Source organism: Hymenobacter sp. DG25A, assembly GCF_001280305.1.
Classification (GTDB): Bacteria; Bacteroidota; Bacteroidia; order Cytophagales; family Hymenobacteraceae; genus Hymenobacter.
In genome coordinates, this window is record NZ_CP012623.1 from 112,998 (window position 1) to 127,101 (window position 14,104).

Consider the following 14,104-nt stretch of genomic DNA (forward strand, 5'->3'; position numbering starts at 1 on the left):
AAAGAGCCACCTGGCGGCTATCTGACTTTTATTAAAAGAGCCCTTGACGTATGGTACGTCAAGGGCTCTTTTATAAATGGATTTTAAAAGGAAGAACTTACTTCAGCAGTCCCATTTCCAGCATTTTCTCTGCAATCTGTACGGCGTTAGTCGCCGCGCCTTTGCGCAGGTTATCGGCCACCACCCACATGTTCAGGGTGCGGGGCTGAGACTCGTCGCGGCGGATGCGGCCTACCAGCACGGCATCTTTGCCGTGGGCATCTTTGGGCATGGGGTAGCGGTTCTGCGCTGGGTCGTCCACCACTTCCACACCTTCAGTTTGGGCAAGGATTTTATAGACATCAGCCAGCTCGAATTCCTTTTCAAACTCCACGTTAATGGCCTCGGAGTGGCCGCCTACTACGGGAATGCGCACGGTGGTAGCGGTTACCTGAATGGAGTCGTCGCCCATGATTTTCTTGGTCTCCTTCACCATCTTCATTTCCTCCTTGGTGTAACCGTTTTCCTCAAACACATCAATGTGAGGCAGCACGTTCAGGTCAATGGTATGCGGGTAGGCACGGGGCGCGGCATCGGGCGTGCCGGCGCGCTCTGCCATGAGTTGGTCTACGGCTTTCTTGCCCGTGCCCGTAACGCTCTGGTAGGTGCTTACCACAATGCGCTTGATGCGGTAGGCATCGTGCAGGGTATGCAGGGCCAGCACCATCTGAATGGTGGAACAGTTAGGGTTGGCAATGATTTTATCAGCGGAAGTCAGGTCTTTGGCGTTGATTTCGGGCACCACCAGCTTTTTGGTAGGGTCCATGCGCCAGGCTGAGGAGTTGTCAATCACCACGGTGCCCACTTCCGCAAAACGCGGGGCCTGCTCTTTGGATACGGAGCCGCCCGCCGAGAAAATGGCTACGTCCGGACGGGCCGCAATGGCGTCGTCCATGCTCACTACTTTGAATTTTCGGCCCTGAAATTCTATTTCCTGACCCACCGATTTTTCCGAAGCTACGGGCAGTAGCTCGGTAACGGGAAACTGGCGCTCGGCCAGCACTTTCAGCATTTCGCCCCCAACCAGGCCGGTGGCTCCTACAATTGCGACTTTCATAAAATCGTGCAGCAAAAAAATGAAGCTTCGGGCAAGCCCAAAGCATGGCAAATGTCGGGAAAAGCCGGTTACTTAGATGTATGATCCGGCCTGTGCCCGGCCAGGTCCCCCTTTCTTTTTTGTTTGTTTCCCTCGTGAACCACGTTTCCTGCGCGTTGGCGCCCCGTTTTGCGCATATTCCGCTGCTTTCTTGCCTACTTCTTTTCCTGATTGGAGCGGCCTTGCCAGCCCAGGCTCAGCTAAGTGACTCCTTCGCCGACGGAAATTTCATCGAAAATCCTGCCTGGACGGGAGACGCCGCCAGCTTTGAAGTAAACACCGCACTGCAGCTGCAAAGCAACGGCCCCGCCGTCACGGGCACCAGCCTGCAGCTGGTTACGCCCAGCGTAGCGGCCTCGGGCACCACCTGGGAATTCTACGCCAACCTAAAGCTGGCCACCAGCAGCGGCAACCTGGCCGATGTGTGGCTACTCTCCGACCAGAGCGACCTGCGGGCTGCCAGCAACCACGGCTATTTTGTGCGCCTGGGCGGCACCCCCGATGAGGTAAGCCTGTTCCGCAAAGATGCCTCCACCAGCGCCGCCTACGTCATAAACGGTCGGGACCAATCTCTGAACTCCAGTACCAATAATCTGGTGCGCGTGCGGGTAACCCGCGCCGCCGATGATACCTGGACCCTGGAAACCGACCTGACCGGTACTGGCCAGAGCTACACCACCGAAGGCACGGCCACCGATGCTACCTACCACGCCAGCAACTACCTGGGCATTGCCCTCACGTATTCCTCGGCCAACAGCCGCAGTTTTTACTTCGATGATTTTCGCGTCAGCGACCAGCAGGCTCCCCAGCCGCTGACCGTCACGCCCACGGCAGCGCGGCAACTGGATGTGCAGTTCTCCGAAGCCGTAATCGAAGCCCAACTGGCATCCAACTACCAACTAAAAAATAGCACACCCGCCATAAGCGCCGCCCGGCGCGACGCCTCTGATAACACCCTGGTGCACCTGACCCTGGCTGCCGACCTGCCGCTGGGAGCCAACACCCTGACCGTGCAGCAGGTAGCCGACCTGTTTGGCAATACCCTGACCACACCCGCGCAGGTAGACTTCGTAAACAGTGGCTTTGCCGTGCAGCCCGGTGTAAATCAGGTGCTCATTACCGAAATTCTGGCCGATGAATCGCCCGTGGTTGGTTTGCCGGCCTCGGAGTATCTGGAGATTTTCAACCCCACCACCCAAGTCATCAGCCTGGCCGGGTTGCGGTTGCTGAAGCTGGGTAGCAGCACGGCGGCCGTATTTCCGGCCGGCGCTTCCCTGCAGCCCGGCGAGTATGCCGTGGTGTGCAGCAGCACCCGCGGGAGCTTGTTTGCCAGCGCCGGAAAAGTATTTGCCCTGAGCAATTTCCCCAGCCTCAACAACAGCGGCGACGAGTTGGTACTGCGCGCCCGCGACGGCAAAACCCTGTTCTCGGTCAGCTATTCGGATACCTGGTACAAAGATGCCGTGAAGAAAGAGGGCGGTTGGGCGCTGGAAATGGTAGATACTACCAACCCCTGCGCCGGCATAGAAAACTGGACGGCCAGCACCGATGCCAGCGGCGGCACCCCCGGCAAAGCCAACTCCGTGCAGGCGACCAACGGCGACCATATTGCTCCGGTCCTGCAGAAAGCGGTGGCCATTAATGCCACCACCGTACGGCTCTACTTCGCTGAAAAGCTTGACAGCGTGGCCGCCGCCAATCCGGTACTGTACACCCTGCCCGGTGGGCCAGCGGTAACCCGGGCAGTAGTGGCTTCGCCCGGTTTTCAGACGGTTGATCTGGAGCTGGCCACGGCGCTGCAGCCCAGCCAAAAGGTAACGGTACAGGTGCAAAACGCCACCGACTGCGTGGGTAATGCCGCCGGCCCGGCTACCTCCGCCACTTTTGCTTTGCCCTCGGTAGCGGAGGCAGGTGATATAGTGGTCAACGAAATCCTGTTTAACCCCCGCACCGGCGGTGTTGATTTTGTGGAGCTGCTGAACCGTTCGGGCAAGTACCTGGACCTGCAGGGCGCACAGCTGGGCAATATCAAGGCCGATGGAAGTGTAGATACCGAAACCATCAGCGCCGATACCTACGTGGTAGCCCCCGGCCAGCTGCTGGTGCTCACCACCCGCCCCGACATAGTGCGGGCACAATATCCCACCAACGACCCGGCTGCTTTCCTGACAATGTCGAGCCTGCCGTCTTTCCCCGATGATGCCGGCCAGGTGGTAGTGAAAACCGCGCAGGGCCTGGTGCTGGACCAGGTAGCATTCAGCGCCAAGCAGCATCTGGCGGTGCTTTCTGATGTAAACGGGGTATCGTTGGAGCGTATCCGGCCGGAAGGGCCCAGCACAGCTGCTAACTTCCATTCTGCCGCTGGCAGCGTGGGGTATGCCACGCCCGGGCGCCGCAACTCGCAGTTTCAGGAAGACCCCAACGGCAGCAAGATCTTCACCCTGGAGCCGGAAATCTTCACCCCCGATGGCGACGGCCAACAGGACTTCACCACGCTCAACTACGCCCTCAATGAGCCCGGCAACCTGGCCAGCGTAACTATCTATGACGCCCAGGGCCGGTTGGTGCGCCGCTTGGTGCGCAATGAAACCCTGGCTACCAAGGGCTTTGTACAGTGGGATGGCCTCACGGATCAGGGCCGCAAAGCCTCCGTGGGGTATTACCTGCTGCACATTCAGCTGCTGCAGCCCAAGGGTGGCACGAAGCGCGAGTATAAGCGCACCGTGGTAGTAGGCGCTCGTCTGTAACTAAACTTCCTGCGCCCTACACGCAAAAGGAGCAGGGCTACCCAGCCCTGCTCCTTTTGCGTGTAGGCTATTCAACAGCTATACCTGGCAAGATTAACAATCGTCTCATCATCCTAAAAAGGCACTGTAACCTTCACACTCAGGTTGCGGCCCATATTATAAATTCCGCTACGGCCGTTGGGCGAGGCTGTGTAGTACTCAAAGTACTTTAACCGATTCAGGTGTGACTGATAACTAGTATTGAACACATTGTCGAGCTGCACGAACAGCTGGCACCACTCGCGCTGCTGCGGTCCGGCGGTGAGGGTGGTGCCTGCGCCCAGGCCCAGCAGGGCATAACCAGCTGTGCGGGTTTCGGTATTGTCCAGGGCATAGAAGCGGCTTTGCGCGGCATTATAATCCAATACAGCCCTCACATAGCACTGCGTAAGTGCCCCTACCGCCTGCGCACTGGTAAAGCGCACTTCAGAGCGGGTACGCAGCGGCGGAATAAACGGCAGGTACTTGGCCGCCGCGCCGTTGGCTTCCAGTAGTGCGGGCTCTTTGTTGAGGCCTGTTACATAGGACAGGCTATTATTGAGTTCCAGGCCCGGCACACCCTGCGGATGCAGGTTTACCGTAGCTTCTGCCCCATATAACTGCGCCCGGCCCTGCTGGTACTGGTAGGTAACGTTACCCGGCACAATAACGACCGGCTGGCCGTCGGGTCCGTTCAGGCGGGCCTGGTAGATATAGTTCTCAATATGGTTGTTGAACACGCTCACACTTACCTCAGCATCGCGCAGGTAGGCGCTCAAGCCGATGTCTTCCTGCAGGCTGAACTCCGGCCGAAAGCTGCGGTTGCCCAGATATACAATGTGGGCTCCGGGGTCGAGTCCGTTGGACCCCACTTCCGTGATATTGGGTGCCCGGTAGCCCCGCGCCACATTGGCGCGCAGCAGGAGCTTATCTGATAGATTATACAACGCCCCCACACTGGCCGAAAGGCCCCGGTAGCGGGTGCGGAAAGCTGCAAATTGGGGAGGCAGGCCGCCCGCAGTTGTGGCGCTGCCCTTGCGGGCAAAGCCGGTGGCGGGGTTGGTTTCCACGAAGAAGTCTGGCCATTGCAGCGTGCGGGTATCATAACGCAGCCCGCTGGAAAGGTCCAGCTTGCCGAAGCTTCGTTTCAGAAATACATAGCCGCCCACGTCAAAGAGGGTATAATCCGGAATCGGGAAGTCCGTGGCATCCCGGTTGGTATTGTCCTGATACATGCCGTTCAGCCCCAGGGTGGCTTCTATTTCCTGCCAGGCGGGAGCCGCGTAGCGCACGTCGTAATTATACGTGGTGAGGGCAACAGACAAACCGGCCTGTTGCGGGGCAGTGGGGTGGTTGTACTCACGGCGCAGGTTTTGCTGCACGCCTACCAGCGCATTTATCTCACCGGTGCCTACCCGTACGCGGGTGCGGTTGAGTAGCCGGTAGTGCTGAATATGCTGGTGCAGCGGGTTGATGCGGTAGGTAGCCAGCTCATTGGAAGGGACTACCGGGCGGTTTTTGATGTTGTCCTGACTTCCGTCGAAAATCTGCCGGGTAAAGCGGCGCGTCAGCGAATCGCGGCTGCCGTCGGGGATTTCCTGAAGGTTGTTGTAGAGTGTGGCGTAGAGGTGGGAGGAGCCCCAGGCTTTTTCCAGGCCAGCCATAGTGGTCAGGTTCAGCTCCCGGTAGGCAGTGCCATACACGCGGCCATCCAGGGCGTTGCGGTACGCCTGCGCCAGCCGGTAGGAGCCCCGCGTGGCAAACTGCCAGCCGCGCTGGTTGTAGTTTAGCCCCAGAGAGGTGCCTATGAGGTTGTTATTCGTCTGATACTCGGTGAGGGCCTCCCCCTGCAGCTTGCCCGCCCGGCCGTTGGGCAGGCGCGGGAGCATGTTTATCACACCGGCTACAGCGTCGGAGCCATAAATCAGGCTGGCCGGCCCCTTCACTACTTCAATCCGGTCAATATCATACTGGTCAATTTCGATGCCGTGCTCATCGCCCCACTGCTGGCCTTCCTGCCGCAGACCATTGTAGAGCGTCAGCACCCGGTTGTAACCCAACCCACGGATAAAAGGCTTGGAGATATTGGGCCCCGTGGTTACGGCATTCAGACCCGGCACCCCTTTCACGGCCGCGTCAATTATGTTGCCGTTGTTATTCAGATTGATTTCACGACGGTTCAGAACGGCCACGGGCACCGGGCTTTTCCGGAGTTCGGTGGCCCGCGAAACGCCCGTTACCACTACTTCCTGCAAGCTGGTGGCTGTAGTCTGCAGCACGATGTTCACTGTGGTTACCTGGTCAGGCCGGATGGTGGTCGTCACTTTTCGGGTAGTATAGCCCAGAAAGGAAAACACCAACTCATAAGTCCCCGGCGCCGCCCGTAGCGCATACTCGCCGGCGCGGTTAGTGTTGGTGCCTGTACTAGTGCCCACCAACGCCACACTCACCAGCTCCAGCGGCCGGCCGGCAGCGGTTACACGGCCCTGTACTGTGCCGGTTTGAGCAGCAGCCTCAAAGGAGAAGCCGAGCAGAAGGCTAAAAGTCAGCGCCAGGATCAAACGCAGAGTAGATGGTTTATTCATGGCTTTTTAAGCTGCGTTTAAAATTATTTTTAGACTTGTCTAAAAGTATTGCCGCAAAAAAGCGCAACGCCTTTGCAGGTCGTTGCGCTCAGTAGGCTAGCCCCAGAATGTTTGAACCAGCAGATACACGTTCAGCAGCACAATAATGCCGGAGACAATCCAGGCCGTGATTTGCACCATGGGGCGGTTAACGAAAATGCCCATTTTGGCCTTGCTGCCCGTGAACAGCACCAGCGGAATAACGGCAAAGCTGAGCTGGAAGGAGAGAATAACCTGGCTAAGGACCAGCAGCTCGCCGGTACCTTTCTCCCCGTACATCAGCGTAACTACCAGGGCCGGCACCACCGCAATGCTGCGGGTAATGAGGCGGCGCATCCAGGGTTTCAACCGCAGATCCAGGAAGCCTTCCATTACAATCTGGCCGGCCAGGGTACCCGTTAGGGTAGAGTTCTGGCCCGAGGCCAGCAGGGCTACCGCAAACACAATGCTGGCGGCCCCGGCGCCCAATACCGGCGCCAGCAGCTTGTGGGCTTCGTTGATATCGGCTACGTTCTGCCGGCCCGAACTGTGAAAGGCCGCGGCCGCCATAATCAGGATAGCGGCATTCACGAAAAAGGCCAGAAACAGCGCCAGCGTGGAGTCAATGGTAGAAAACTTGATGGCCATGCGCTTGCCTTCGTCGGTCTGCTCAATGGCCCGCGTCTGCACAATGCTGGAGTGCAGGTACAGGTTGTGCGGCATTACGGTAGCGCCCAGAATACCAATGGCCACGTACAGCATTTGCGGGTTGGTCACAATTTCCGGCCGGGGCACCAGGCCCTGTATCAGGGCAAAGTAGTCGGGGTGGGAAACAATGATTTCGTAGACGAAGCAGCCGAAGATCAGCACAATCAGGCCCCCGATAATGCTTTCCAGCACCCGGAACCCGCGGCTTTGCAGCATCAGTACCACCAGCACATCCAGTATAGTCAGCACCACGCCCCAGGCCAGGGGCAGGCCAAACAGCAGATTCAGGGCAATAGCGGAACCGATGACCTCGGCCAGGTCGCAGGCGGCAATGGCAATTTCGCAGAACACCCACAGCACCATGGCCACGGGTTTGGAGTAATGGTCTCGGCAGGCCTGGGCCAGGTCGCGGCCGGTTACAATGCCGAGCTTGGCTGCCAGGTGCTGAAGCAGCATGGCAAACAGGTTCGAAATCAGAATAACGGAAAGCAGCGTATAGCCGTAACGGGAGCCGCCGGCCAGGTCCGTAGCCCAGTTGCCGGGGTCCATGTAGCCCACGGCCACCATGAGGCCCGGGCCCCAGAAAGCCAGGAGCTTGCGCCAGAACGAGGCGCTGGCCGGCGGCACTTTAATGGTGGCAAATACCTCCACCAGGGAAGGCACACGCCGGGCCCTTCGCCACCCGGCCGGGGGCGCATCCTGAGGCGGAGCGGGTGGAAGAGTAGTCACGGGCATTTTAGCAGAGGAACAAGTTTCCACAAAGAACGGCTTTTTTAGGTCTATCTAAAAATATTTTTAAGCCGGTGTAAATACTCTGATTTCAGCAAAATGTTTTAGGGCCCGGGTTTCTTTCCGGACTTTTGTGCTGCATCTCTCTTTTCCTGCTCTATGTTGTCGTCGGTTAAATTGCGGTTTGGTCTTCTCTCCCTGGTGGTGAGCCTGGTGCTGGTGGGGGTGAAGTTCTACGCCTACTTCCTGACCCGCTCGCAGGCCGTACTGACCGATGCGCTGGAGTCCATCATAAATGTGGCTACCAGTGGCTTTGCGCTTTATAGCATCTACCTGGCCAGTCTGCCCAAAGACGAAAACCACCCCTACGGCCACGGCAAGATTGAATATCTGTCTATTGGCTTTGAAGGGGCGCTGATTTTATCGGCCGGCTTCTACATTTTCCATTCGGCCATTCAGAGCCTGATGCACCCGCACACCCTGGCCCGACCCGACTGGGGCATGGCGCTACTGAGCTTCACGGCCGTGGTGAACCTGGGCGTGGGCTTCTTGCTGATTCGGGCCGGAAAGAAGCACCATTCGGTGGCCTTAATTGGCGATGGGCAGCATCTGTACCTTGACTCCGTGAGTACCCTGGTTTCGGTGGTAGCCCTGCTGCTGGTAGTGCTCACTGATAATGTCCTTTTCGACTCCATTGCGGCCCTGATCCTGGGCGTCATCATTGTGGTGAACGGCTACCGCATGGTGCGCCGCTCGGTATCGGGCCTGATGGATGAGTCGGATGTGACGACGGTGGAGCAGGTTATTTCCGAGCTCAGCGCGCACCGGCAGCCCGCCTGGATAGATGTACACAACCTCCGGGTGCTGCGCTACGGCTCCAACCTGCACATCGACTGCCACTTCACGCTGCCCTACTACTTCAGCCTGGAAGAAACCCACACCGAGCTGCATAACATTGAGCAGGTGGTGCGCAGCCGCTTTGATGTGGAAGTGGAAATGTTTGTGCACCCCGACCCCTGCACCTTTGCCGCCTGCTCCCATTGCCGCATGCCCGACTGCCCCGTGCGCCAGCATGCCTTCGACCGGGAAATTCCCTGGGTGATTTCCAACGTGGTGAAAAATGAGCGGCACCGCCTGGAGCAGGAGGCCAGCTAGCTCTTTCCGGGCTTAGGCGCTTACCTGATCAACTGCACCCAGCCTTTGGTAGCCGGGCCGGTAGGCGGCGTCAGAATGTAATAGTAGAGCCCGCTCGGCTGCCCGTCACCGTTCCAGTTGTTCTGGTAGCGGCGGTACTGCCGCACTAAACGGCCCCAGCGGTTGAAAATCTGCAGTTGGCAGTCGTCGGGCAGGCTGTCGAAGATGAACACGTCATTCTTCGCGTCGCCGTTGGGCGTGAAGATGTTGTACAGGCCGAAAGGCTTAGGCACTACAGCGGGCACCACGCGCACCACTACCACCCGGTTCTGCACGGCCTTGGTCGGGCAGGCGTTGTCCTCGATGCGCAACGGAATCCGGAACGTCTGGCCGATATAATTAGCATCGGGCTGCAGCCGGAGCTGCCCAATGGGGTGGCTGGTATTGTTATCAGAAAGCATCAGGCTGCCCACGGCCGGGGGCAGCAGCACGGGGTTCAGGATGGTGGGGGAGGCGGGGGCCAGCTCAGGCATAGTTACCGTAAGCTGGTCGGTGGGGTTGGGGTCGGTAAAATCAATGCGCGCCGTGGTCAGGCGGCCGGCCGGCACCTCTATCAGGGTAGAATCGGTGTTGAAGATGCGGACATCCGCGGCCGGGGGAGCGGTAACCAGTGGCGGGTTGGGCACCCGGTTTTCCTGGCAGTCCATCACAATCACCAGCATGTCGCGCCGCACGGAGCCAATAAGCATCCACTGCTTCTGCAGATAGCGGTATTCTTTAATCTGCACCACCATCACGTACTTATTCTGCGCCTGCTCGGCCGTTTCGGTCCCAGTGGTAAACAGCGCGGGCCGGAAGGTAACGCTCCGGTTAAAATCGTTGATGCGGAAGTCGGGAACAGCCAGGGTATTGCCGCCGGCGCAGGTACCAGGCTTGAAGGAGGGAATGGGGAAGCGGGCCGAAAACTTTCCTCCGGGGTCAATTACCCGGCACTGCGGGTTGGTATCGTCGATGCTTCCAGGATACGTGCCCCAGCCCAGCGTCTCGCTGCAGCCATTCATGGGGTCGGCCAGATCATACACCAGGGAGTCGCCGTCGGGCTCAGTAGCCGAGAAGGTGAGCGTGGTGGGCTGGCGCCAGCACACAAAAGGCACCGGAATATCCTGCTCCAGAAACTGAGGGGAGGTATTCTGCAACTCCTCAGTTCCTACCAGCGTCCGCAGAATAGCTTCAAAGTGCAGCGGCTCCACATCTGTGAAGTCGCCGGGCAGGTTAGCTACTTCCGGCCGGGAAGCAATGGTTACAAACAAGCGCCACTCCTCATTGGGGGGGAGGGTAAGGGTAGTCTGGTACTGCGCCGTTTGGTAGTTGGTGGCCTTGCGGGGGCCGCAGGGAGGCTGGCTGCCCAGGGCTGTGCAATAGGGGTCGCCCAGCGTAACTGCGCCAATCCGGGGTATCATCAGATAGCCGCTCAGTGGGTCCAGGTCCACGCAGCCGGTGCCGCTGGCACGGTAGTCCAGCCGGACTTCATCCGGTAGCTTCTCGCCGGAGCAGTCCCGGAAAAAGCGGCACGTAATGCGGTACTCATGGTTGCCGAGGGCCTCATAGGTGAGCTGTCCGCCCTGGGCGTGCGAGGCGCGCAGGGCCTGAGGGAGCAGGACCAGAATCAGAAGCAGCCATAATTTACCTGATGCGTGTAACGCTTTACCCATATAGCCGCTGATGATTCGTAATTGCCCTGAATCCCAAAAGTCAGAAGACCAAAAGTACAGGAGAAGCAGCGGAAGATAAGCACCCCACGCAGCGGGCTATTTAATAGTGAATCGCACCACAGATTCCTGCTGCGGCCCTTGTATCCGCAGCGTGTACCAACCAGCTCGTAGGTTGCGTAATGGTAGCACCGCATGCGCCTGGCCAGCTGCCAGCGTAGCCTGACCCACTTGCCGCCCTAGCGCATCGTGTACCGTAACTCCCGCTACCACCGGCAAGGGAGCCGACAACTGCAACTTTATCTGATTGGTAGCAGGGTTAGGCCACACGGTAACCACCAGGGGCGCCGTGGCCGCAACAGTGGCAGTAGGCGCGTATGCCTTGTTTTGCAGCATCAGAATCTGGTCGTCATTCGCATTGCCCGCGCCGGAGCCGTCCCGGTTGCTGGTGCCCAGAAACACGCGGCCATCCGGCGCCACGCAAATAGCCCGCAGGCGCCCAAACTGCCGGTTGAGAATCAGGACCGGCGCGCTTTTCAGGCTGGTACCATCGGTCTGCAAAGGCAGCTGAAGCAGCTGGCCGGCTTTCAGGCTATTCAGCAGCAAAGAGTTGCGCCACTCCGGAATAGCCGGGTGGTTATAATAAGCCAGCCCCGATACGGCCAGCGTGGGCGTCCAGGCAAACAGGGGCTCTTTCACGTTTTTCTCGGTGCAAAAGGCTTTTTCCGCGGGCTCGTCACAAAATCCCTTCACTGTAGGCCAGCCGTAGTTGCGGCCCGCTTCTATCAGGTTAATCTCATCATTGGAATCGGGGCCGTGTTCCGAGCTGTAGATGCGGCCGTTAGGCCCCAGTGCCAGGCCCTGCGGGTTGCGGTGGCCCAGGGTGTAGAGGTACTTGCTGGGCTGCGGGTTGCTGGCGGGTATGCTGCCGTCCGCGGCCAGCCGCAGAATCTTGCCGTTCAGGCTGGCGGCGTCCTGCGGGTTGCTTTGGTTGGCGGCATCCCCCGTCGACATCAGCAAAGTGCCGTCGGGCAGGAACAGCAGGCGGGAGCCGCTATGAATGCGGGCGGCTGGTATGTCGGAAAGTAGAATGACCGGCGAGCCAAGCGAGCCGCCGGAATACGTGTAGCGCACCAGCTTTTCCCGCAGCTGACTGCCGGCCGTGTAAGTGTACACCACATACACGTAGGGCGAGGTGGCAAAGTCCGGGTGCAGGGCCATGCCCAGTAAGCCTCCTTCGCCTTCCTCGGCTACATCGGGCACGGTTAAGAGTGGCAATACCTGCCCCGTAGCCGGGTTGATGTGGCTGATGCGGCCAGGGCGCTCCGTCATCCAGAGAAAGTTATCGGGCCCCCAAAGCAGCTCCCAGGGAGTATCCAGTTTGGTGGCCAACGATGTTACTGTAACCGTGGTGTTGCCCACTGGCACGGTGGTAGGCTGGGCTACGGCCACCCCCGCCACCAGCCACAGCCAACCAAGGAGAACGAAGCTTTTCATCGGGATATAAGAAAAGATGAATAAATAGCACTTGGTTAAGTAGTAAGTTAACACTTTCAGGCAAGGAAGCACCCCGGCCAATTCGTAATACTTTGCGCGCGGGGTGCTTGCTTGTCAGTATATTCACGCTGATGAAGAAGCTGTTGCCCGCCTTGCTCATGGGCGTTATTGGTTTAGTAGCCGGCGCCATGCTGCCGCGCCCCTCTGAGTTGCCGGATATTACCGTACCCATGGTGCGGGCTGCCCAGCAGCTGATGGGGCTGAACTTCCCGGATGCGCAGCTGGACTCGGCCTGCCGCGACCTGGTGGACTATCGGAACAACTATCTGGCCCTGCGTCAGGTAGAGCTGCCCAATGGCGTCATCCCGGCCGTCGGCTTCGACCCCCGGCCTTTACGCCTGCGCACCACTCCCTCGGCCCCGCCCACGGACTTCCGCCGGCTGCTGAAAATGGGCAAAGTGGTGCTCCCCGCCAACCGCGACGAGCTGGCCTATTACTCCGTGCGCCAGTTGGGTGAGCTGCTCCGCACCCGCCAAATCACTTCCGAAGCGCTAACCACTTTCTTCCTGGCTCGCCTCAAGCGCTACAACCAACAGCTATTCTGCGTTACCACGTTCACCGATGAGCTGGCCCTGCAGCAGGCCCGCGCCGCCGATGCCGAAATAAGGCGCGGGCGCTACCGGGGCCCGCTGCACGGCGTGCCTTACGGCATTAAGGACTTGTTCAGCACCAAAACCTACCGCACTACCTGGGGCTCGGTGCCTTATAAAGAACAGCTGCTGAATGAGGATGCGGCCGTGGTTACCCGGCTGCAGGAGGCGGGCGCGGTGCTGGTAGCCAAATTCACCCTGGGCGAGCTGGCCATGGGCGACGTATGGTACGGGGGCAAAACCCGCACCCCCTGGGATATCACCAGAGGTTCCAGCGGCTCCTCGGCCGGCTCGGCCGCCGCTGTATCGGCCGGGCTGGTGCCGTTTGCCATTGGCACCGAAACCCTGGGTTCTATTATAAGCCCCAGCACCGCCTGCGGGGTTACGGGGCTGCGCCCTTCGTTTGGGCGCATCAGCCGCTACGGCGCCATGGCCCTGAGCTGGACCATGGACAAGCCCGGTCCCATTGCCCGCTCAGCCGAAGATTGCGCCACCGTGCTGGGCGCCCTCACCGGGCCTGACCCGCGCGACCCGGCTACCTTGCTGGCCCCAGCCGGCTTTCAGTATGCTTTTGAGAGCAGCGTGAAAAAGCTGCGCGTTGGTTATCTGAAGACCGATTTTGCCCAGCTCTACTCCAACCAGGCCCACGACCAGGCCACGCTTACGGTGCTGCGCCAGCTGGGTGTAGAGCTGGTGCCCTTGGAGCTGCCGGATTTGCCCGCCGTAGACCTCACGTTCGGGCTCACGGCGGAGTCGGCGGCGGCGTTTGATGAGCTCACGCGCTCCGGCCAGGACCGCCTGATGGTGCAGCAAAGCCGCGATGCCTGGCCCAGTATTTTCCGCTCGTCGCGGTTTATTCCGGCCGTGGAGTACCTGCAGGCCCAGCGCGTGCGCACCCTCCTCATTGAAGAAATGGACAAGCGCCTGGTGGGGCTGGATGCCTACCTAGCTCCTTCGTTTGCGGGCGCCAACCTCATTCTCACCAATCTCACCGGGCACCCGGCCGTGGCCGTGCCTAATGGCTTTAATGGCAATGGACTGCCGACCAGCATTACGTTCTGTGCGCCGCTCTACGGCGAGGCCCGCCTGCTGGCCCTGGTGAAAGCCTATCAGGATGCCACGGACTTCGATGAAAAGCATCCGCCTCTTACTTTTTAATTTTTACCCCTCCCGC

Annotated in this window: 8 protein-coding genes; 3 read left to right on the top strand and 5 right to left on the bottom strand. The window is 59.4% G+C overall.

Annotated elements, in window-relative coordinates; all coding sequences use genetic code 11:
* Positions 1 to 97: 97 nt before the first annotated feature.
* Positions 98 to 1,096 carry an aspartate-semialdehyde dehydrogenase gene (locus AM218_RS00435; RefSeq protein WP_054410846.1) on the bottom strand — a complete coding sequence of 333 codons (999 nt, stop codon included), beginning with the start codon at positions 1,094 to 1,096 and terminating at the stop codon, positions 98 to 100.
* A 134-nt stretch (positions 1,097 to 1,230) separates the two neighbouring features.
* Between AM218_RS00435 and AM218_RS00440 the strand changes: the two genes are divergently transcribed.
* Positions 1,231 to 3,882, top strand: a complete 2,652-nt coding sequence (locus AM218_RS00440; protein ID WP_197273994.1) for a lamin tail domain-containing protein — start codon at positions 1,231 to 1,233, stop codon at positions 3,880 to 3,882.
* Between the two features lie 113 nt (positions 3,883 to 3,995).
* On the opposite strand, the gene AM218_RS00445 is transcribed toward AM218_RS00440, so the two are convergent.
* Positions 3,996 to 6,485 carry a TonB-dependent receptor gene (locus AM218_RS00445; RefSeq protein ID WP_082317990.1) on the bottom strand — a complete coding sequence of 830 codons (2,490 nt, stop codon included), beginning with the start codon at positions 6,483 to 6,485 and terminating at the stop codon, positions 3,996 to 3,998.
* A 96-nt stretch (positions 6,486 to 6,581) separates the two neighbouring features.
* Complete coding sequence (locus tag AM218_RS00450; RefSeq protein ID WP_410471220.1) at positions 6,582 to 7,940, bottom strand: Nramp family divalent metal transporter; 1,359 nt, start codon at positions 7,938 to 7,940, stop codon at positions 6,582 to 6,584.
* Positions 7,941 to 8,099: 159 nt separating this feature from the next.
* On the opposite strand from AM218_RS00450, the gene AM218_RS00455 reads away from it, so the two are divergent.
* A complete protein-coding gene (locus AM218_RS00455) occupies positions 8,100 to 9,095 on the top strand; it encodes a cation diffusion facilitator family transporter (protein ID WP_054410852.1) in 996 nt (331 codons plus the stop codon).
* A gap of 20 nt (positions 9,096 to 9,115) precedes the next feature.
* Here AM218_RS00455 and AM218_RS00460 read toward each other — a convergent pair whose 3' ends face one another.
* On the bottom strand, positions 9,116 to 10,786 hold the full coding sequence (locus AM218_RS00460) for a T9SS type B sorting domain-containing protein (RefSeq protein ID WP_054410853.1): 1,671 nt from the start codon (positions 10,784 to 10,786) through the stop codon (positions 9,116 to 9,118).
* A 96-nt stretch (positions 10,787 to 10,882) separates the two neighbouring features.
* On the bottom strand, positions 10,883 to 12,280 hold the full coding sequence (locus tag AM218_RS00465) for a PQQ-dependent sugar dehydrogenase (protein WP_157547455.1): 1,398 nt from the start codon (positions 12,278 to 12,280) through the stop codon (positions 10,883 to 10,885).
* 131 nt (positions 12,281 to 12,411) lie between these two features.
* Here AM218_RS00465 and AM218_RS00470 point away from each other — a divergent pair, with 131 nt between their 5' ends.
* Positions 12,412 to 14,088 (top strand): amidase, encoded by a 1,677-nt coding sequence (locus AM218_RS00470; RefSeq protein ID WP_054410858.1) that lies wholly within the window; start codon positions 12,412 to 12,414, stop codon positions 14,086 to 14,088.
* Positions 14,089 to 14,104: the final 16 nt, after the last annotated feature.